This is a genomic window from Neobacillus cucumis (assembly GCF_016908975.1).
GTDB lineage: Bacteria > Bacillota > Bacilli > Bacillales > Cytobacillaceae > Neobacillus > Neobacillus cucumis.
The window spans coordinates 186,628-208,213 of sequence record NZ_JAFBEX010000008.1; the positions used below are offsets into that span (position 1 = coordinate 186,628).

The 21,586-nt window shown below is 39.9% G+C and carries 18 protein-coding genes and 1 other annotated feature; of the genes, 5 read left to right on the top strand and 13 right to left on the bottom strand.

Annotated features, from left to right (window positions below; genetic code table 11):
* Window positions 1–382: 382 nt before the first annotated feature.
* Entirely contained in the window at window positions 383–1,639 is a 1,257-nt protein-coding gene (gene tyrS, locus JOC76_RS12670) for a tyrosine--tRNA ligase (RefSeq protein WP_205178076.1), read from the bottom strand.
* A gap of 62 nt (window positions 1,640–1,701) precedes the next feature.
* Window positions 1,702–1,926 (bottom strand) — a binding site (T-box leader).
* A 149-nt stretch (window positions 1,927–2,075) separates the two neighbouring features.
* On the opposite strand from tyrS, the gene JOC76_RS12675 reads away from it, so the two are divergent.
* A complete protein-coding gene (locus JOC76_RS12675) occupies window positions 2,076–4,850 on the top strand; it encodes a transglycosylase domain-containing protein (protein ID WP_205178078.1) in 2,775 nt (924 codons plus the stop codon).
* A 143-nt stretch (window positions 4,851–4,993) separates the two neighbouring features.
* On the opposite strand, the gene acsA is transcribed toward JOC76_RS12675, so the two are convergent.
* Window positions 4,994–6,712 (bottom strand): acetate--CoA ligase, encoded by a 1,719-nt coding sequence (gene acsA, locus JOC76_RS12680; protein ID WP_205178080.1) that lies wholly within the window; start codon window positions 6,710–6,712, stop codon window positions 4,994–4,996.
* 197 nt (window positions 6,713–6,909) lie between these two features.
* Between acsA and JOC76_RS12685 the strand changes: the two genes are divergently transcribed.
* The 3 genes from JOC76_RS12685 to JOC76_RS12695 are packed head-to-tail and all read left to right on the top strand — an operon-like array spanning window position 6,910 to window position 9,373.
* Window positions 6,910–7,542 carry a GNAT family N-acetyltransferase gene (locus JOC76_RS12685; RefSeq protein ID WP_205178082.1) on the top strand — a complete coding sequence of 211 codons (633 nt, stop codon included), beginning with the start codon at window positions 6,910–6,912 and terminating at the stop codon, window positions 7,540–7,542.
* A gap of 35 nt (window positions 7,543–7,577) precedes the next feature.
* A complete protein-coding gene (locus tag JOC76_RS12690; protein ID WP_205178084.1) occupies window positions 7,578–8,225 on the top strand; it encodes an acetoin utilization AcuB family protein in 648 nt (215 codons plus the stop codon).
* The gene (locus tag JOC76_RS12695) at window positions 8,222–9,373 is read left to right on the top strand and encodes an acetoin utilization protein AcuC (protein ID WP_205178085.1); all 1,152 of its coding nucleotides are present in this window, start codon (window positions 8,222–8,224) and stop codon (window positions 9,371–9,373) included. The genes JOC76_RS12690 and JOC76_RS12695 overlap by 4 nt, the downstream gene beginning before the upstream one ends.
* A 51-nt stretch (window positions 9,374–9,424) precedes the next feature.
* On the opposite strand, the gene ccpA is transcribed toward JOC76_RS12695, so the two are convergent.
* The 11 genes from ccpA to JOC76_RS12750 all read right to left on the bottom strand — a co-directional run bounded on the left by ccpA (window position 9,425) and on the right by JOC76_RS12750 (window position 20,884).
* The gene (gene ccpA / locus JOC76_RS12700; protein ID WP_205178086.1) at window positions 9,425–10,423 is read right to left on the bottom strand and encodes a catabolite control protein A; all 999 of its coding nucleotides are present in this window, start codon (window positions 10,421–10,423) and stop codon (window positions 9,425–9,427) included.
* A gap of 275 nt (window positions 10,424–10,698) precedes the next feature.
* Window positions 10,699–11,775 (bottom strand): bifunctional 3-deoxy-7-phosphoheptulonate synthase/chorismate mutase, encoded by a 1,077-nt coding sequence (locus JOC76_RS12705; protein WP_205178087.1) that lies wholly within the window; start codon window positions 11,773–11,775, stop codon window positions 10,699–10,701.
* Window positions 11,776–12,039: 264 nt separating this feature from the next.
* Window positions 12,040–12,369, bottom strand: coding sequence for a bacillithiol system redox-active protein YtxJ (ytxJ, locus tag JOC76_RS12710; protein ID WP_205178088.1), 330 nt, complete (start codon window positions 12,367–12,369; stop codon window positions 12,040–12,042).
* 90 nt (window positions 12,370–12,459) lie between these two features.
* Window positions 12,460–12,951: a YtxH domain-containing protein gene (locus JOC76_RS12715; RefSeq protein ID WP_205178089.1), complete on the bottom strand. Its 492-nt coding sequence runs from the start codon at window positions 12,949–12,951 to the stop codon at window positions 12,460–12,462.
* 20 nt (window positions 12,952–12,971) lie between these two features.
* Window positions 12,972–13,433: a DUF948 domain-containing protein gene (locus JOC76_RS12720; RefSeq protein ID WP_205178090.1), complete on the bottom strand. Its 462-nt coding sequence runs from the start codon at window positions 13,431–13,433 to the stop codon at window positions 12,972–12,974.
* 166 nt (window positions 13,434–13,599) lie between these two features.
* A complete protein-coding gene (murC, locus tag JOC76_RS12725; RefSeq protein WP_205178091.1) occupies window positions 13,600–14,901 on the bottom strand; it encodes a UDP-N-acetylmuramate--L-alanine ligase in 1,302 nt (433 codons plus the stop codon).
* 234 nt (window positions 14,902–15,135) lie between these two features.
* A complete protein-coding gene (locus JOC76_RS12730) occupies window positions 15,136–16,947 on the bottom strand; it encodes a DNA translocase FtsK (protein ID WP_372441947.1) in 1,812 nt (603 codons plus the stop codon).
* Between the two features lie 782 nt (window positions 16,948–17,729).
* Window positions 17,730–18,518: a DUF1444 domain-containing protein gene (locus JOC76_RS12735; RefSeq protein WP_205178224.1), complete on the bottom strand. Its 789-nt coding sequence runs from the start codon at window positions 18,516–18,518 to the stop codon at window positions 17,730–17,732.
* Between the two features lie 98 nt (window positions 18,519–18,616).
* Window positions 18,617–18,931 (bottom strand): thioredoxin family protein, encoded by a 315-nt coding sequence (locus JOC76_RS12740; RefSeq protein ID WP_205178095.1) that lies wholly within the window; start codon window positions 18,929–18,931, stop codon window positions 18,617–18,619.
* 129 nt (window positions 18,932–19,060) lie between these two features.
* Window positions 19,061–19,585, bottom strand: coding sequence for a DUF84 family protein (locus tag JOC76_RS12745; RefSeq protein WP_205178226.1), 525 nt, complete (start codon window positions 19,583–19,585; stop codon window positions 19,061–19,063).
* 225 nt (window positions 19,586–19,810) lie between these two features.
* A complete protein-coding gene (locus JOC76_RS12750) occupies window positions 19,811–20,884 on the bottom strand; it encodes a M42 family metallopeptidase (RefSeq protein ID WP_205178097.1) in 1,074 nt (357 codons plus the stop codon).
* Window positions 20,885–21,108: 224 nt separating this feature from the next.
* Between JOC76_RS12750 and JOC76_RS12755 the strand changes: the two genes are divergently transcribed.
* Entirely contained in the window at window positions 21,109–21,438 is a 330-nt protein-coding gene (locus tag JOC76_RS12755; protein WP_205178099.1) for a hypothetical protein, read from the top strand.
* The last annotated feature ends 148 nt before the right edge of the window (window positions 21,439–21,586 follow it).

Consider the following 21,586-nt stretch of genomic DNA (forward strand, 5'->3'; position numbering starts at 1 on the left):
TTGACGTAGTTCCTTATTCCCACGTTACCTTGGTTGCCGATTAAATATAAATTTTTTTGAGGACAGGTAGGCTTATCTTTCTGGATTTTGCGCCCTCATGAGGCATTCATGTGGACATCTTCTGCTTGATTTCTGACTTTCTGGTCCTCACGAGGCCTTCATGCGGACATCTTCTGCTCGATTTCTGCCTTTCCTGTCCTCATGAGGCCTTCATGCGGACATCTTCTGCTTGATTTTTGACTTTCTTGTCCTCATGAGGCCTTCATGCGGACATCTTCTGCTTGATTTCTGGCTTTCTTGTCCTCATGAGGCTCCCTTAAGAATCCAAAAATTTCAACCCTACTTATAAAATAAGGGCTTTGGAATCCCAAAGCCCTAACCTTTAATAGTTTATTAACGTATATTTCTTTTTCCCTCTTCTAATAATCGTAAACTGACCTTCAATCCGGTCTGTTCCCTGAAGAACATAAGCTGTGTCTGTCACCTTTTCTCCATTTACTGTGACTGCACCATTTGTAATATCTTCACGAGCCTGACGTTTAGAAGGAGAAATTTTTGCAGCGACGAGCAAATCAACCAGATTTTCTTCCCCTTCGCCAGCATCGTAAGAAGGAACGTCTTTAAAGCCCTGCTTGATCTCTTCAGCGGAAAGGTTTTTGACATCCCCACTAAATAACGCTTGAGAAATTTTAATCGCCTGCTGTAATGATTCTTCACCGTGAATCATGCGGGTAATTTCTTCAGATAAGGCTTTTTGTGCTTTGCGAAGATGCGGCTCTTCTTGAACGCTTTGTTCTAGACTTTCGATTTCTTCATGAGAAAGGAAAGTAAAGTACTTCAAATATTTCACTACATCGGCATCAGCCGTGTTAATCCAGAATTGATAGAATTCATACGGAGTCGTCTTTTCTGGATCTAACCAGACAGCACCGCCTTCTGTCTTCCCGAATTTCGTTCCATCTGCTTTCGTTACCAGGGGAATCGTTAGCCCAAAAGCCTTTGATTCTTCATCATGCATTTTGCGAATGAGTTCTAGTCCGGAAGTAATATTCCCCCACTGATCACTGCCGCCAATTTGTAATTTACAATTATGGTGGTCATATAAATGATTGAAGTCCATTGCTTGTAAAATCGTGTAAGTAAATTCCGTAAACGAGATACCTGTCTCAAGACGAGATGCAATGGTATCTTTTGCAAGCATATAATTGACGCCGATATGCTTACCGATATCACGTAAGAACGTCACGATATCCATTGAGCCTGCCCAATCATAGTTATTAACCATAATCGCTCCATTTTCACCGTCAAAGTCAAAAATATTGGAAAGTTGTTTTTGAATGCCTACAACATTGTCCTGAACGGTTTCCAACGTAAGCAATTTACGCTCTTCACTTTTCCCACTTGGGTCTCCAATTAATCCTGTTGCTCCACCCACCAACACGATTGGTCGATGACCATGCTGCTGAAATCTTCTCAGCGTGAGAAACGCCACTAAGTGGCCAATATGCAAGCTATTGGCAGTCGGGTCTACCCCGCAATAAAGCGAAATACTTTCATTGCTTAATAAATCTTTTAGGCCTTCTTCATCTGTCTGCTGATAAATGATACCTCTCCATGCTAAATCCTGTAATAAATCCATTAAAATCCCTCCAATTAATAAAGCAGCTAAAGTCTGGAAAAAATAAAAACGCCCCTGCAAAATGCAGGGACGTATAATTTACGCGGTACCACCCAGCTTGAGGAAAAAAATGATCCTCCAACTCAAAAACATAACGGATTTGACCGTTTTCTGCTACTTACCATTCGTGTTCACAGAAAAAGCTCAAGGATGTAATTCATTCTTCTACTTGTATCAGCTTTCACCACCGCTGACTCTCTAAAAACAGGGATAGAAGAACTACAGTTGATTCCCATCACAGCTTTAAATATAAAATATGCTATAGCTTTTTTTATCATATTTCAAACATCCTGTCAAACATTCAATTGGAAATTTACAGAAAATGTAGAAGGTTGTCAGTTTTTGATCCTTTGATATGCTATAATGAAAGGGATTTTATAATGAGGTGATGCCCCGAATGAATGAAAAATTGCAAGCGTGGTTGGAGAAAGCAAAATCCATACTGTACTTGTTAACCCATAAAAAAACCGTCAAAGGTGCACGAATTACCTATCAAGTTGTTTGGAACTTAATTCTCCTAGTTCTAACGGTGGGCATTCTAGGAGGATCCTTCGCAACTGGTGTTGGTGCGGGCTATTTCGCTGCACTTGTAAAGGATGAACCGGTTCGATCGTATGCAAGTATGAAAAAGGATATATATAATTATACCGAAAATTCAGATTTATACTTTGCAAATAATGTCTACCTTGGCAAACTTCGATCTGATTTGGTCAGGGAAGAAGTTAAACTTGACCAAGTGTCACCAAATTTAACCAACGCCATCATTGCCACAGAAGACCAATACTTTTATCAGCACGAAGGGGTTGTACCGAAAGCCGTATTCCGCGCCCTTTTTCAAGAAGTAACGAATTCTGCTGTACAGTCAGGCGGGAGTACATTAACCCAGCAATTGATAAAAAATCAAATTTTAACCAATGAGGTTTCTTTCCAGAGGAAAGCAAATGAAATCCTGCTTGCCCTTCGCTTAGAAAAATTCTTCAACAAAAAAGAAATATTAGAAGCATATCTTAATGTTTCAACCTTCGGAAGAAATTCTTCAGGTCAAAACATTGCCGGCGTCCAAGCTGCTGCAAAAGGAATTTTTGGAAAAAGTGCAAGTGATCTTTCATTGCCGGAATCAGCCTTTATTGCCGGTCTACCACAAAGTCCGTTTGGATATACCCCCTTTACAAGAGAAGGAATGGTTAAAAAAAATCTTGAACCAGGACTAACTCGGATGAAAACGGTTTTAAAAAGAATGTTAGATGGTGGATACATAACACAGCAGCAATATGCTCAAGCTTCTGCCTATGACATTACTAAGGACTTTATTAAGCCTGTCGCCAATCCGCTTGAAAAATACCCATGGCTGTCATTTGAAATTGAAAACCGTTCGATTGAAGTCCTTACAACCGTGCTAGCTAAAAAAGATGGCTACACAGAGAAGGATTTACAAAATGACGATACTCTTTATTATAAATACAAAACATTAGCCAATCATGATTTACATCAAAACGGCTACAAAATTTATACCACCATTGATAAAGGTATCTATGATGCAATGCAAGAAGTCAAGGATAATTATAAATTTTATGGACCAGATAAGGCCCAAATAAAAAAGGACCCTGAAACAGGGCAAAATATCACGGTTATGGAGCCAGTTGAAGTTGGGGCAGAATTAATTGAAAATAAGACAGGAAAAATTATTAGTTTTGTTGCCGGTAGGGATTATCAAAAACAACAGCTTAATCATGCAACAAGCGCCGTCAGACAAAACGGTTCAACCATGAAACCGCTTCTTGTCTATGCTCCGGCCATTGAGTTAGGTAAAGTCTCACCTGGCACGCCGCTTCCGGATGTAGCACTTAGTCTTGCTCCTGGTGTGAGTACACCATGGCCACGTGACTATGATTTAAGGTATAGCGGTTTGGTTTCAGCCCGCTATGCGTTGGCAAAATCATATAATGTTCCAGCGGTTAAAGTATATAAAGAAATCGTCGGTCAACAACCGGCGAAGTATCTGGAAAAAATGGGCTTTACTTCACTAAAAAAACCAGACTATACCAATCTCGCAACCTCCATCGGTTCAATGGAAACGGGTGTTACGATTGAAGAAAATACAAATGCTTTCAGTACATTTGCTAATGGTGGAAAATTTATCGATGCCTATATGATTGAAAGAATCGTTGATAAAAACGGAAAAGTTATTTATCAGCATGATGTGAAACCAGTGGATGTATTTAAACCGCAAACTGCCTATTTAACCCTTGATATGATGCGGGATGTTATCAAAATGGGTACAGCTGCAGGTATTAAAAGCAAATTAAAGTTCAGTACAGACTGGGCTGGTAAAACGGGAACTGGACAGGAGTATATTGATTCTTGGTTTGTTGCGACAAACCCGAATGTAACCTTCGGAATATGGACCGGCTACGATACACCAAAGTCGTTAAAAACATCGGGAATGTCCTATAGTCAGCGCACCAATAATTTGTGGGCAGAATTAATGAATGCTGCTTATGCCATCAAGCCTGACTTAGTGGCTCCAAAGGAATCCTTCCAAATGCCAGATGGAATTGTCAAACGCTCAATCTGTGCCGTTTCTGGTATGCTTCCTTCTGCAGCCTGCTCAAAAGCTGGATTAATTGAAAGTGATTATTTTAATGTAAATAATGTCCCAACTAAAGTAGATGATAGTTTAGTTCAAGGAAAATATGTCACCATTGGCAATAATAAATATTTAGCGTTGGATTCCACCCCAAAAGAGTTTTCCCAGTTTGGGTTGGTCCTAAACCCTGATTTTATTACGAGGATGGTTGGCAGTAACTTTAAGAATTATGATCAACTCATTCCAAAAAGAGATAGATGGGGAAAAATACTTGTTCCTACAGCTAAGATGGTAGATAACGGCAGAATTCCAAATCAAGTTACTCTTTCCGTATCGGGGAATACATTATCGTGGTCCCGTTCAGGAGATAATGATGTCGTAGGCTACCGTGTATATCAAGGCCATACAAAGGTAGCAAGCATTACGAACGGCTCCAAACTTTCATATAACGCAGGAAATGGGACCTATTATGTTACAGCTGTCGATATTGCTGGAAAAGAGTCAGTCCCATCCAATTTAGTTGAAGTTGGAGCAGCCGCCCCTCCAAAAGAAGAAGATAAGGAAAATAAAACAACCGCACCTTGATGGCGCGGTTGTTTTATTATGTTCCAGGAAAAACGGGCGCTTGCGCTTACGTTCAAAGATAAGAAAGTATAAATTTCAGCTTTGAGAATTGTCTAGCTCCAGGCGCCATCGGCCCGAAGTCTAAGCGCCTTGCGCTTTTCTTATTAATCCTCCATTGTTGAAAGATCACCTGCCGGCAGGTTCAATTCCCATGCTTTTAAGACCCTTCTCATAATCTTACCACTTCTTGTTTTCGGTAATTTATCACGGAAATCAATTTCTCTTGGAGCAGCATGTGCGGCGAGACCGATCTTAACAAATTGGCGGATTTCTTCTTTTAATTCTTCAGAAGCTACATAGCCGTCCCGTAAAGCCACGAATGCTTTAATAATTTCACCGCGGACAGGATCCGGTTTCCCAATCACACCGGCCTCGGCAACTGCTGGATGCTCAACAAGTTTACTTTCTACTTCAAATGGACCAACTCGCTCGCCGGATGTCATAATCACATCATCCACCCTGCCCTGGAACCAGAAATAACCATCCTCATCCATATAAGCAGAGTCCCCAGAAACATACCAATCCCCCGGCATAAAGTAGGATTCATATTTCTCTTGATTTTTCCAAATGGTATGCATCATGGACGGCCAGCCCTTTTTAATGGCCAAATTTCCCATTCGATATGGCGGCAGTTCATTGCCTTGATTATCAACAATGGCTGCTTTCACTCCTGGAATAGGTTTTCCCATGGAACCAGGCTTGATTGCCATACAAGGATAATTACAGATAAGCTGAGCGCCTGTCTCTGTCATCCACCAGCCATCATGGATGCGCTTATTAAATACCTTTGAGCCCCATTTGACTACTTCCGGATTTAATGGTTCACCAACACTTGAGATATGACGCAGACTGCTTAAATCAAATTTCTTAACCAGCTCATCGCCTGCTCCCATTAGCATTCGGAAGGCAGTTGGGGCACTATACCAAACGGTAACACCATAGTCTTCAATCATTTGATACCAAGACTCAGGGCTAAAACGGCCGCCGATAATCACATTGGAAGTTCCTGTTAACCACGGTCCAAAAATCCCGTAGGAGGTTCCAGTAACCCAGCCAGGATCAGCCGTACACCAATAAACATCATCTTCTTTTAAATCTAGAACCCATTTTGCCGTTTGATAGTGTTGAATCATAGCATTATGTACATGGAGTACGCCCTTAGGCTTTCCAGTGGAGCCCGATGTATAATGCAGGATTAAACCGTCATTCCGGTCAACCCACTCTATTTGAAGGTCTTTACTAGCTGTCTTAAATTTAGCTAGAAAGTCAATAATTAAATCTTGTTCTTCCACATTATTTCCGATTACAAAAATATGCTTTAATGCTGGCAAATCTTGAACAGGGACACGATTTAACAATTCAGGTGTTGTGACTAAAACTTTTGCTTCACTGTCCTGAAGGCGGTCCCTTACCGCCCCTTCCATAAACGCTTCGAACAATGGACCGACAATCGCACCAAGCTTAATGGCCCCCAACACGGTAAAATATAGTTCTGGAGAACGAGGCATAAAAATAAAGACGCGGTCGCCTTTTTCTACATTTCCATAAGATTTCAATACATTTGCAGCTTTGTTGGATAAATCCTTCATTTCCTTAAATGTGTACTTTTCATTTCTAGAACCATCACGATAGTATAAAGCTATCTTATTCTTACGATAGGTTTTCACATGGCGGTCAATGGCCTCGTATGCCAAATTAACAAGTCCTGTTTCACTCCAAGAAAATGTCTTTTCGGTTTCCTTCCAATCAAAACGTTCGTACATTTCTTCATAATTGCCAAGATTATACTCCCCCTGCACAACTGGCAGCGCTTCCACCTTCACCTAAATCTCCCCCTTGTTTGCTAGTATGAGATAATTATAGTACAAACAAGAATTATTCACAATTTTAAAAATATTTTTTCTTGAATTTTATGGCTATTTACCAGGTTCCTGACACAATTTTTTTGAAATTTCTTATTTCTAATAGTTTTTATGTATAATAGAATTAATACATAACCATCTCTCAGGTAGGTGAACGTATGGAACACAAAAAGACATACAATGCCAAACAGTTAAAAACTCCCCATGGGAACATCATTATTGAAGGTCCAATTTCTTCAGAAAAACTTTCGGGATATGAATTTCATCAAGATCTGGTGGCATTTCGCCCTCCTGAACAACAGCACCAAGCGTTAATTGGAATTGCTGACCTCCCTGAAGGAAGAATTATTATTGCCAGGGACCTGGCAACAATCGTTGGATATGTTACCTTTCTTTACCCTGATCCTCTTGAGCGATGGTCCGAAGGAAAAATGGATAATCTGATTGAATTGGGAGCCATCGAGGTCATTCCAAAATTCAGAGGCTGCTCCGTCGGTAAAAACCTGTTGATGGTCTCTATGATGGATGATGCTATGGAAGATTATATAACGATAACAACTGAATATTATTGGCATTGGGATTTGAAAGGTACCAAACTAAATGTTTGGGATTATCGAAAGGTCATGGAGAAAATGATGAATGCCGGCGGTCTTGAATGGTATGCAACAGATGATCCGGAGATTTGCTCACATCCGGCCAACTGTTTAATGGCAAAGATCGGGAAAAGAATAACGGCTGAATCCGTCCAAAAATTTGACCGGCTGAGGTTTATGAACCGCTTTATGTATTAATTTTTCCCCATACATCTAAGGATTAGGGTGATTCGATGATAATTGAAGAAATTATGAAAACAGATGTTGCCGTACTTTCACCTACTAATACCATTGCCGATGCCATTCGGTTAATGGATACCAAAAAGATTCGTCATATTCCCATCGTTGATCAAGATGGACAATTACAGGGGTTGGTAACCGTAGCTAAAATTAGAGAAGCCACTCCCTCCATCTTTCATGCCAATGAGCATCCTGAAGATTTAACAAAACCACTAGAAACCATTATGAAAAAAAACGTCATCACTGGGCATCCTCTCGACTTTGTAGAGGAAGTAGCTGGTGTGTTCTATGAGCACAAGATTAGCTGTTTGCCCATCATCAATGATGGAAAACTTATCGGAATTGTAACAGAAACGGATTTATTGAGAACCATGGTTGAATTAACCGGAGCACATCAACCAGGTTCACAAATTGAAATTAAAGTTCCGGATCTAGCAGGGGTACTTAGCGAAATTACAGCTGTAATTAAAAAGCGAAACGCTAATATTTTAAGTGTTCTTGTTTATCCGGATAAAAAGGATGAGCATTTTAAAATACTGGTCTTAAGGGTGCAAACCATGGATCCGACAGGACTTATCAAAGATCTTAAACAAGCTGGTCATCAGGTGTTATGGCCTAATCTACCGGGGATATCTCTATGAGAGATCCATGCTCGTTTATTTTTTCAGAAGAACTACTAAAGTATAAATTTAATGCTCATCATCCTTTTAATCAATCCCGGCTACAATTAACAGTGGACCTATTACATAAGTTAAATGCTTTAGCACCAGAACAGGTCATACAGCCAAAAATGGCATCGGTGGAAGAATTAGCACTAATCCATGACCAAAGCTACATACGCGCTGTCAAACAAGCTGGAGAAGGAACACTTCCAAAGGATAGGGCTGAAAACTATGGGTTAGGAACTGAGGACACACCCATTTTTCCTAATATGCATGAAGCCAGTTCCTTCTTGGTTGGCGGCACTTTAACGGCAGTAGACCAGGTAATGACTGGAAAAGCATTACATGCCCTCCACCTTGGCGGAGGATTACATCATGGTTTCCGCGGCAAAGCCTCTGGCTTTTGTATTTATAATGACAGCTCTGTTGCGATAAAATATTTGCAGGAAAAATATCATGCCCGCGTACTATATGTGGATACAGATGCCCATCACGGTGATGGTGTTCAATGGTCGTTTTATGATGATCCAAGTGTCTGTACCCTCTCTATTCATGAAACAGGAAGATATTTATTTCCTGGAACGGGCAATATCAATGAACGTGGACAAGGTCCCGGCTACGGGTATTCCTTTAATATCCCCGTTGATGCCTATACCGAAGATGAATCATGGTTAGAGGTTTATTCACAATCCCTCAAGGATGTAGCAGCCTTCTTTAAACCAGATGTGATTTTAACTCAGAATGGTGCAGACGCTCATTATTATGACCCCTTAACACATTTATCTGCTACCATGAAAATATATCGAGAAATCCCCAGGCTCGCACATGAAATCGCGCATCAATATTGCCATGGCAGATGGATTGCCGTTGGCGGCGGCGGTTATGATATCTGGCGGGTTGTCCCAAGGGCATGGGCCCTTATTTGGCTTGAAATGACGGAGAACATGATTGGCCACGGGCGCTTACCGGATGAATGGATTAGCGACTGGCAAAAGCTCTCCCCTTTCCCACTGCCTCTGGAATGGGATGACCCTGATGATCTCTATACCCCGATCCCTAGAAAGACAGAGATTACTGAAAAAAATCGATTAACACTTGAAAAAGCGCTTTATCCGATTCGAAGCTAGGTAAAAAGTGTAAATAAAAAATAGGGCTGGTCCAAAACCAGCCCTATTTTTTTATTTAGTTGACTGACGATGTTCAATTCGGTGCGGTAAAATAACGATTGAATCACTAGACTCGTCTTTATTCATTAACTTAGTTAACAGACGCATTGAAACAGCTCCAATGTCATAAAGAGGCTGCACAATCGTTGTCAGCTGCGGACGAACCATTAGTGACAGTCTGGTATTGTCAGATGTAATTACTTCAAAGTCTTCAGGAATTTGGAACCCTTTATCCTCTGCCCCATGGACGACCCCTAGAGCCATTTCATCAGACCCAACTAGAATGGCGGTAGGTCTATCAGCTGCTTCTAGTAACTTTTCGAAGGCTTCAATTCCGGAATCATAGGTATAGTCCCCTTCAGCAATCAGTTCTTCATTGTACGGAAGACCTGCATCTTGAAGTGCTCTTTGATAACCCTTTAACTTTTTCTGAGCATTTTTTGGTTCATGTAGTGGTCCAACAACAAAGGCAATATGCTTATGTCCTTTTTCCACAAATTCTTTGACAGAATCATAAACTGCTGCTTCATAATCAATATTAACAGACGGAATTTGATTGGATTCTTCAATAGAACCGGCAAGAACAATAGGGACTGGAGATTTACGGAATTCCTCTACATGATCAGCTGTAATATTGCCGCCCATGAAAACAATTCCATCCACTTGCTTGCCTAACATGGTATTGAGCAGGTGTAATTCCTTGTCCTTATTTTGGTCTGAGTTACTTAAAATGATATTGTACTTATACATTGTGGCAATATCCTCAATACCTCGTGCCAATTCAGCATAAAAGATGCTTGAAATATCTGGAATAACAACTCCTACGGTTGTTGTTTTCTTACTTGCCAATCCTCGTGCCACAGCGTTTGGACGGTAGCCTAATCTTTCAATTACTTCTAATACTTTCTTTCGAGTTACTGGTTTTACGTTCGGGTTTCCATTGACGACACGGGAAACGGTTGCCATTGATACATTAGCTTCCCTTGCCACATCATAAATCGTAATATTCACTTTTATACACTCTCCTAATACGTACATTGTTTTTTTTATTTTACATCTGTTTTTAAAAAACTAGTCATAATTATTTACCTAGTTTAAATTTCTCTATCTGACAACCATCCGTTTTGGTTTATGTGAGATATTAAACAAACTACATATGTACTTAATGATACGACAACTAGATTAAAGCCGCAATTGAAAAAGTCAATATTTTTTAGTAAAAATGAAAAAAACCTTCCGCAATGGATTGCAGAAGGCCTTTTAAATTCAATGGAACTCTTTGAACATTAAATTTGAACAAAATTTGATGCAAGTAATTGGCTATAGAATTCATCAAATTGTTTTAGATCCATTTGCTGCTGTGCATCTGAAAGGGCAACAGCTGGATCTGGATGGACCTCTGCCATTACGCCGTCAGCACCGATTGCAATAGCGGCTTTAGCACATGGAAGTAATAAATCTCTTCTGCCAGTTGAATGGGTAACATCGACCATTACCGGTAAATGAGTTTCTTTTTTCAAAATTGGAACGGCAGAAATATCTAACGTATTTCGTGTTGCACGTTCATATGTTCTAATTCCACGCTCACAAAGAATGATTTGACCATTACCTTGTGCCATAATGTATTCTGCTGCATTTATAAACTCTTCAATTGTAGCAGCGAGACCTCTTTTTAATAAAATAGGCTTTTTAACAGCACCGGCAGCTTTTAATAATTCAAAGTTCTGCATATTTCGGGCACCAATTTGGATGACGTCAATATAATCGCAAGCTAGCTCAATATCCGCCGGGTTAACGATTTCACTAATAACAGCCATATCAAATTCATCTGCTACACGTTTTAAAATTTTTAAACCTTCTACTCCAAGCCCTTGGAAATCGTATGGAGAAGTTCTTGGCTTGTAGGCACCGCCGCGAAGAAGTTTTAAGCCTTTTTCTTTCATTGCCTTCGCTACTGTTGCAACCTGCTCGTAGGATTCAACCGAACATGGTCCAAAAACAAAATGTTGTTTGCCATCCCCAATATTTTGGCCTTTTAATGAAACAATTGTATCTTCAGGCTTTTTCTTTCTGGAAACTAGGAGTGCTTTTTCGTGGTCATCCTTTTGCAAGTCTAGCCCAGCTTTAAAAATTTCCTTAAAGATATGATCAATTGTTGAATCTTCAAACGGTCCATCATTATGTTCTTTAATCACTTCAAGCATTTTCCGTTCGCGGACTGGATCGTAACGGTAAACCCCTTGGTTCCCCTTGACTCGTCCAATCTCTTGAACAAGCTGAGCTCTCTCGTTAATTAGTTTTAATAATTCCAAATTTAATTCATCAACGCGTGTTCTCAGTTGATCCAATTCAATATTGCTCATTATTCGTCCCGTCCCTTCTTTGGTAAATCATTTTTTCAAGTTTGAAGTTATTGTCAAAACCAAATGATTTACAAGCTTAAAGTTTTAAAATTTATTAATTTTTGAATAATTAGGCTAATTATATCTGAAAAATTTTTCTTTGTCACTTGTTTTTTCTTTAACAATTAAACGCTTTTAAGCGCTAAAGCGAATTGACTTATAGTAGAGTAATATATGCGTGTGATTCCTAAATGTTTACAAAATTTTTTAAAATCTGAACAAAAATTAATTTGCCTGCTTTACATCGGTAAGGGAACGGGTTGTAATTTTCCAATGGGAAGCATTCCAAAGCGGTTTTCCTTCTGAAAAAAGAATGGCCTGTGGTGATTCATGCTTAATTTCGAATCGTTCAGCAATTTCATTTGATAATGGACGTGAATCTTGTACAGCTAGATAATATGTAGGAAAATCTTGATTGGTTCCGGCAAACTTTTCATATTCCTTATATGCGGCTTGGCTAATCGGACATGTAAGACTATGTTTTAGAAGAAAGAATTTACTGTTATTTTTCACTAATTCATCAAATTGTTCTACGGTATCAATTTTTTCAAGCATTTCTACATTCCTCCAATTGTTTCATAAAATAATAAATGGTGAAGTAATTTTAACACTTCACCATTTTTATCACAAATATTTAGGGCTATTCTATAGTTTAACTTTACTTTCCTCTGCATCAAAAGCCTTTTGCGCTTCTTCCAATTTTTTCTTTATATCGTTGCTATCGGGTGTCTTTAGTTCTGACTTTGTAATCGATTTGGTTTCATTCGGTCCGTGAATCGGGATATAGGTTACATCAGAACCCTCTGTTTCTTCATTCCTTTGAGAAGTTTTCCCCGTTACTTTATTAACAAGTTCTGAAGATTGCAGGACAATTCCTTGTGAAATGGATGATGTTTTGGAAACCAGTTCATTGCTTTTCGCTATTACATTTTCTCTTAAATTGACCGTTTTATCCATAATAGAATCTTTCTGGCTGCTAATTGTGGAACGAATTTCTCTTCCGGATTTAGGTGCTAAAAGCAATGCTGCGGCAGCCCCTACTACCCCTCCAATTACGGCCCCCCATAGGAAAGTGCTAGAAGACCCTTCTGTCCGGGGTGGGTTCGATTCTCTTGATTCAAACTCTCTACTTGTCATTTGTTCTCCTCCTTCATTCATCAATGTGACCTTAGCTTTTGCCTTTCGGATATACTAACTTCCGGTTTTGATTGCTTCCTCGCCTGCCACTTTTCTTTTAATTCTAGGAAGATATTGCCCCATTGGACAATTTGCGAGATTTTTTCTTTACTTTCCTCTACTTGCTGGTCAACTGATTGGGTAATATTCTGAAGTGTCCCATTAAATTTGGTCACCGTTGTCCCTACATCTTTAACAGCTTCCACCACGCTATTTAGCTTTTCAGATTTTTGCTGAATATCTTCTGCCAATGCGTTTGTTTTTTGGAGCAGTAAGGTTGTTTCCGTTGTAACTCCATCCAATTGTTTCTCTAGGCCGCTCAATGTATTAGAAACGCTTGTCAGGGTAACCTGAAGTGATTTAAGTGTCTTTGATAAATAAATTACCAGCACAAGAAATGCGATCGCTACTAAGGCTACGCTTAGATATAATATAATTTGCATTGTGCACCTCCGCCTTAATTCTATCCATATGTATATCCTTTTCGTAACAGATATAAACCTCGCTAATTATCTTATACTAGTTCCATACATTTGTCGTGTTTTCCTGCTAAATTTTTTAAAAACAACCTAAATTAGGAAAAGGATGCCATATGCTGGCATCCTTTGTTTATTTCGTGACTTGTTTTTCATAAGACTCTTGGAATTTTTGAATATCTCCGGCACCCATAAAAATAATCACACTGTGATCATGCTTGTTTAACACAGCCGTATTTTCCTCTGATAATACTTCCGAACCGTTTATTTTATCCTGTAAGTCTTTAATCGACAGTTTGCCGTGATTTTCCCTAGCCGACCCGAAAATTTCACACAAATAGGTTTTGTCTGCTGCTCTTAAGCTCTCTGCAAAATCCTCCAAGAAAGCCTGGGTGCGAGAAAAGGTGTGTGGTTGGAAAACCGCAACAATCTCTCTATCCGGATATTTTTGATTCGCCGCATCAATCGTGGCCCTTATTTCAGTCGGATGATGGGCATAATCATCAATCAAAATTTGCGAACCCACTGTTTTTTCAGAAAATCTTCTTTTTACGCCTTGGAAGGTTTGTAAACGTTCTTTGACAATTTGTACATCTATTTCCTCGTAATGACATAACCCAATAACCGCTAGTGCATTTAATACACTGTGATCACCAAAGGTAGGAATCGAAAAATTGTCATAGTAGGTATTTCGAATAAAGACATCAAAGCTCGTTCCATCTGTCGTCTTAACAATGTTTTTAGCTTGATAATCGTTTTCTTCACCAAAACCATAGAATAAAACCGGAACTTTTGCCTGAATCTTTTGAAGCTGTTCGTCGTCGCCAAAAGCAAATATTCCTTTTTTAACCTGCACGGCCATCTCTTGAAAGGCTGAAAAAACGTCATCAATATTGGCAAAGTAATCGGGATGATCGAAATCAATGTTTGTCATGATGGCATAGTCAGGAAAGTACGATAAGAAATGCCTTCTGTATTCACAGGCTTCAAAGACAAAATACTCAGCACCTTCCTGGCCTTTGCCGGTTCCATCACCAATCAAAAAGGAAGTAGGTTTGGCCCCTGCAATTACATGTGAAAGTAATCCTGTCGTAGATGTTTTTCCGTGCGCACCTGTAATCGCGATACTTGTAAAATTTTGCATAAAATCACCTAAGAAACGATGATAGCGTATGATAGGAAGCCCAAGCCTCATCGCCTCTTGTATTTCTTCATGGGTATCAGGAAACGCATTTCCTGCAATAATGGTCATGCCTGGCTTTATATTTTCCTTCTGAAAGGGAAGGATCGTAATCCCTGATTTTTCAAGAGCCAGTTGTGTAAAAAAGCGCTTTTCGACATCGGAGCCTTGCACCTGAAATTTCATATCATGAAGAACTTGTGCCAGTGCACTCATTCCAGACCCCTTTATACCTACAAAATGGTAAATAGTCATAGAAGAACCTCCAACCAACGTAATACTGTTAAACAGTATATGAAATCTGTCTGTAATTGCTAATCAGTATGTAAGCACACGTTGTTTTATTATTATAATAAATCAATTCAATATTATAGCACTGTTCAGGAATAAAAACTATTTTATCCACTTAAATTTACTTTTGCCTTAAATATTTGTACTAGTTAGTATTTGTCCACCGTAATAAAGAATACAAAAGATTAATGAATAATACTAGTCTTGCATGGATTGTAAATCAGCCTCTGTGATTAACACATCCCGTGGTTTACTGCCGTTTGCACTTGAAATATATCCATTTTGTTCAAGCATATCCATTAATCTGGCAGCACGGTTATAACCAATTTTAAATCTCCGCTGCAAGCTGGAAGTAGAAGCACCGCCATTACTTACAATAAATTCACAAGCTTCATAAAACAATTCATCCTCTTCCTCGATTACCTGTGCCTTTTTCAATAGTTCTTCCTGCTCAAATAAATAATCGGGCTCCTGTTGGTCTCTCACATGTGCAACAACAAGATCAATTTCTTCGTCCGATACAAATGTTCCTTGCAGGCGAACAGGTTTGGATGCACCATTTTCTAAGAATAGCATATCTCCCCGACCAAGCAGCCTCTCAGCACCACTAATATCAATAATCGTGCGTGAGTCTACTTGAGACGAAACGGAAAAGGCAATCCTTGTAGGAATATTCGCTTTAATCAAGCCTGTAATCACATCAACCGATGGTCTTTGCGTTGCCACAATCAAGTGGATACCGCAAGCCCTTGCTTTTTGAGCGATCCTACAAATCGCTTCCTCGACATCAGCAGGTGACATCATCATCAAATCGGCTAACTCATCAATAATGATGACGATGAATGGCAATTTGTCTGAATAACGCTTATGCTGGTCTGCTAATTCGTTAAAACGGTTAATATCCCGAACCCCTGTATGAGCAAACAGTTCATACCGGCGCTCCATTTCATCAACAGCCCATTTTAAAGCGGCCGTTGCGGCTTTCACATCGGTAATAACAGGACTGACGAGATGTGGGATACGGTTATAGGGAGCAAGCTCTACCATTTTAGGATCAATCAGTAACAGCTTTAAATCCCGAGGATCCGCTTTATATAACAGACTAATCAAAATCGAGTTAATACATACACTTTTCCCCGATCCTGTCGCCCCTGCAATAAGTCCATGCGGCATTTTTTTCAAATCTGTCACGATAGGCTTTCCGGCAATATCCAGCCCCAATACTGCAGTCAATGGGGAAGCCGAAACTTTAAAAATAGGACTTCCAATTATCTCGTTTATCAAAACAGGTCTGGATTTCTGATTTGGCACTTCAATCCCAATCGTATGTTTTCCGGGGATTGGCGCTTCAATCCGGATATCACGAGCTGCAAGACTTAATTTAATATCATCACTTAGATTCGTTATTTTATTTACCTTTACACCTGGTTCTGGCTGTACTTCAAAACGAGTTACGGACGGACCCTGCGTCACATTAACAACACTTGCGCCAACATTAAAGTTTTTTAACGTTTGATTCAATAGTTCTTTCTGTTCGTCAATCCATTCTGTATCAAGTACTTCTGTAACTGGAGGACTTAATAATTGAGACCCCGGGAAAATAAATGAACCTTCCTTTGGCTCTTCCTCACAGTTGGATGGCAATACTACAGATTCGACCACAGCCGCTTCTTCAGTTGTTTTAATTTCTTGATGATGAGGCTTGAGCACATGTTCCTGCTCTCGTTTCCGCTTTCTTTCCTCCCATTTTTGTTTATCCTGCGTTAGCATCATCACATTAAATGGTAATCGAGACCGTGGTGCAGGAGGAACTTCGGACTCAGTGGTTGCTGAAATTTCCGCTAATGTTTGATCATTCTCAATCTCAAAGGTAAGCTCATTCGTTTCAACTGGAACCCTTTCCTCAAAGGGTTGCTCATTTACTTTTACTTGAACATCTTCTTCAGATTCCAACTCATTCGGCTTATCTTGAAGACTTTCTGTCTCTACAACAGAAACTGGCACATCCATCTTTAATTCCACTTGGTTAATTTGATTAAGTTGATTAAGTAGACCTTGAAGTGGGTTGTCATTCGTTTTGTTTTGGTTTTGAACAATTGTTTGATTGACACTTGAGTCCAGTCCTTTATCCACGTCGGTATCAAGTTGACCTTGAAAAAAGTGGCTTAATTCATGCTCCACAGTCGTCGTTGTCTTTTGAGGTCTGTTAAAGCCAAAAACAGGCGATGGTATTTCAGTGGGTTGAAAGGGTCCTCGTTGCCGTGGTTTTGGTTCCATTATGTTGTTAGTAGGTATAATTGGAATTTTTGATGTAATCTTTGGAATCTTTGATGTAAACTTTGGCAATTCTGATGTAACCTTTGGAATTTCTTCTAATCTGCTTTTACCACTAGAATCAACGGGTTTTTTTGGTCGGTTCGTTACCTGCCTTTGAGTTGATTTGGTCGTTCTTGGTGTCGGGGTCGTACTTCCTCCCTTTGGATATTGATACGATATTCTCGCATCCAAATCCTTTAGGTTATCAAATGGACTCTGGGAAATATGATTTTCAGGTTCCCTATGGAGGATGTAATCGGAGATTTTCTCATCATCCTCTTCTTTCCTTAACTTTTGGAAAAAGTTTTGGATCCAGCTCAAAACTATCACTCTTTCTTTTCATCTATCATTCTATTTTAACAGCTTTTTCTATTTTATCGACACAATTCTTAAGAATGAGTCGAAATATGTTCGAATTGGATACAATAGGTAAGTTACCATGAAAAAAGACCACTAGATGTGATCCCTTTTATGGCTTATTTATTTTTTCCTAAGATAAAAATGGGCTCTAATTCACCATCTTCATATAGGAAGGATAAAGCGGTAATCGGCACCCTCCCACTCGCAAAAAAGCTCATCGCCATTTGAGCAATCACATCGTAGCCCCGATCATTTCGAATATCAGCAATAATTAATACATCCTGATGGGGAACGGCCAGCACCATGGTTCCGGTAATTTGTTTCTCCATCTCATTAAGGAATCCCTTATTTAAGATTCTGCTCGCATCATAGCCGTCATTCGTGTTCAAGAAATAAAAGCTATTTCCAGCCACCTGATCTTCCTTTAGAGGAGTGGCAAGGGACCTAACATTAAATAATGCCATTTCTTTAATGCGGTTTGCACTCCATCCTTCTTTTTCCATGATCCGTTTATCAATCAAGCGGTAGGTTTTACCCATATCAATCGCATAATAGATTTTGGTTTCAGCCGTATGGTCTTCTGTGAGAAAAGGAACTCCTTCTTCCGCTTCTGCTGGAAAAGAAGCAGACCGAATAACAGGGAATATCTTTTTCACCTGTTCTTTTAAGTCAACCGTATTCTCCATGGCACGCAAACCTTCTTGAACATAATAAACAATTTCATCAATCGCCTTATCTTTTTCTACATGCCATTTGGCAATTACTCCTGGGATTGCAATACTGATTCCCTTGCCTGTTGATTGACTTTCAATTCGCAGCTGATCCTTTTCCCGGTCATACGAAATCAGTCGATCTTCCCCTGCCAAACGGGACTCTAATTTCTGGCGCATCTGCCTGCTGTCCATTTTCATGTTATACCCTGCCCTCCACGTGGTTAAAACCTCATTCATATTTTACACTAAAAAACCCCCTCTCAAAAGAAGAGAAAGGGGGAAGTTTCGGGTTACTTCAAACCAGAAATAAATGCTTCTATTTCTTCTTGTGTTTTCCTGTCCTTACTAACAAAGCGACCAAGCTCTTTACCATTTTCATAAGCAATAAAGCTTGGAATTCCATATACGTCTACTTGCTGACATAAATCAATAAATTGATCACGATCGACGTGAATAAAGGTAAATTCATTAAACTTTTCTTCAATTTCTGGCAGTACTGGTTCGATAAAGCGGCAATCTCCGCACCATTGTGCAGAAAACATAAAGATGGTTTTATCTTGATTACGCAGCTGCTCAAATTGTTCAAGTGATTCTAGGTTTTTCAAATTGAACGCCTCCGTTTATATTTAACTTTTTTTGTTATGTTCCTTTCAAATCATATCAGTATACTTTTTGTTCAGTCCAATGTTATGCTTATGCACCACTTGCTCAACTATCATTCCCTTATTCCTATTTTATAATTCTTTCATGTTGGCATAATAGTTAAATTGTCCAATTAAGAGGCTTGTGACATGTGTAAACATATCAACCCGATTGACTACACCATTTGTAAAAATCCCAACCGCGCCTTCGTGTTTTCGAACATTCTTCTTTTTAGCGTAGTCATCCATGACAGGTCCTAATTCCTCTCCTGCTCTCAGCCTTACTGCCACTTCTTCAGGTAGTAGGAATCTTGCTCCTCCAGCAATCAGAGGTTCCATCCCTTGAGTTGCAAGTGCCCCCCAATTACATAGAACTAAACCGAAGCTTGTTTCCTGTACACCGCCTTCGAGACCAATCCCAATATCTCCATTTCCTTGATTCAGTGCTCCTATCGCACGATTAATCGCACCTTGAATCGTTTCTTCATCAGAAAAAGGCTGGTTGTTGACACCTGAGGGGATATCTAAAGAAATAAATTCACAAGCTTCTGTCGAAAAGCCATTTTGTACAGCCGTAATTTTTGCCGGGTTCTTTGAACCGATAATTATTTTTTTCATTTTCTGTACTCCATTTCCAATTGCTCCTGGATGTTGCTTTCCGCTCCAGGCGCGAGCTTTCCGCGGGCGTGCCGGGGTGCCTCCTCGTCGCATACGCTCCTGCGGGGTCTCCCCTGCCCCGTACTCCCGCAGGAGTCTCGCACCTTCCGCTCCAATCAACAATGTTACATAAAGATTTTTAACATCGTCCAATAAAAAAAAGGGCAAAAGTGATGCCCTCATTGTCTAGCTGTTTGATTTAATGGCATCGACCGTTGACTGGTCACATGCCTTCACAAGCTTCACCAATAATTCTTTAGCAGCAGCATAATCATCAATATGGATGATGGAAGCGTGTGTATGAATGTAACGAGAACAAATACCTATCACTGCACTTGGTACACCTTCATTCGTTAAATGAACACGGCCTGCATCTGTCCCTCCCTGTGAAACAAAATATTGATATGGAATTTGATGAGTTTCCGCCATATCGAGGACAAATTCCCGCATTCCACGGTGGGTAACCATGGTACGGTCAAGGATGCGGAGCAAAGTTCCTTTCCCTAATTGGCCAAATTCTTGTTTATCCCCTGACATATCATTGGCCGGGCTGGCATCAAGAGCAAAAAAGATATCTGGCTTAATCATGTTTGCGGCTGTTTGAGCGCCTCGTAACCCCACTTCTTCTTGAACGGTAGCACCTGAATAAAGGGTATTAGCTAATGAAACATCTTGAAGCTCCTGAAGTAATTCAATAGCCAGTCCGCAGCCATAGCGATTATCCCAAGCCTTCGCTAAAATCTTCTTTTCATTGGCCATCGGTGTAAATGGACAAATCGGCAGAATCGCTTGACCTGGTTTAATACCAATCCGTTCAGCATCCGCACGATCATCAGCGCCAATATCAATCAACATATTCTTGATTTCCATTGGTTTATTTCGTTTTGATTCATCTAATAAATGCGGTGGAATGGAGCCAACCACACCAATAACCGGACCAGTTTTAGTGATAATTTGGACACGCTGGGCGAGAAGGACTTGACTCCACCATCCGCCAAGTGGTTGAAAGCGAATCATACCATTTTCAGTAATGGCCGTTACCATAAACCCCACTTCATCCATATGCCCTGCAACCATAACGGTAGGTCCTTGTGGATTGCCCTTCTTCACACCAAAGATACTGCCCAACTTATCCTGGACAATTTCATCTGAATATAAGGCCAGCTGCTCTCTCATGAAATTTCTAACTAAATGCTCATTCCCAGGTGCCCCTGGCAGCTCTGTTAATGTTTGAAAAAGCTTTAAAGTTTGTTCATTCATTTTTTTACTCCTTTATGTATTACTTTTTAACTCCTGCTCCCTTAGAGCACATAACCCTTCTAACATTCTAGATGCAGATGACGTTTTCCAGTTTTATTTTACCGATTATTTTCTTTTGTTACCAATCATTCATTTCATACAGTCATATTATATTCTTAACTATAAATACGATATACTTAAAGAAGATCTTTTTAGCAATCTTTTCCCACTTTGGAGGTGGATATATGAACTGGAAGTCTTTTTTCTTAGGTGCAGCGGTTGGAATGGCTAGTGGTTATCTGACCAAGGAAATCCTTAGCCAAAACACAAAAGTAACGCCTGAAAAGGTGTTGGGGCTGGTAAAAAAACAATTTAGACAACACGGACCTATTAGCGGCTCATGGATCCATATGACGGCAGAGCCCTATGTAAAAAACCATTTGACGTATGATGTGTATAAGGGTGGAATCTCGCGAAATAATCAAGGAATAAACCAGCAATTTGAATTTATTGCCGACGCTAAGACCGGAACATTAATAGAGGTAAACCCTTTTTCAAATGAACAAAGTGTATAGGAACAAAAGCGTAAGCGCCCGTTAAGCGACGTATGGACTGGAGCCCATCGACTGAGATAAAGGAAACACGGAGAGCGACAACGATTCGATGTTGACTTATCGTAGGGAGATAGGATAAGTACACTAGTCGCTGAGCGCTGGAGCTGGA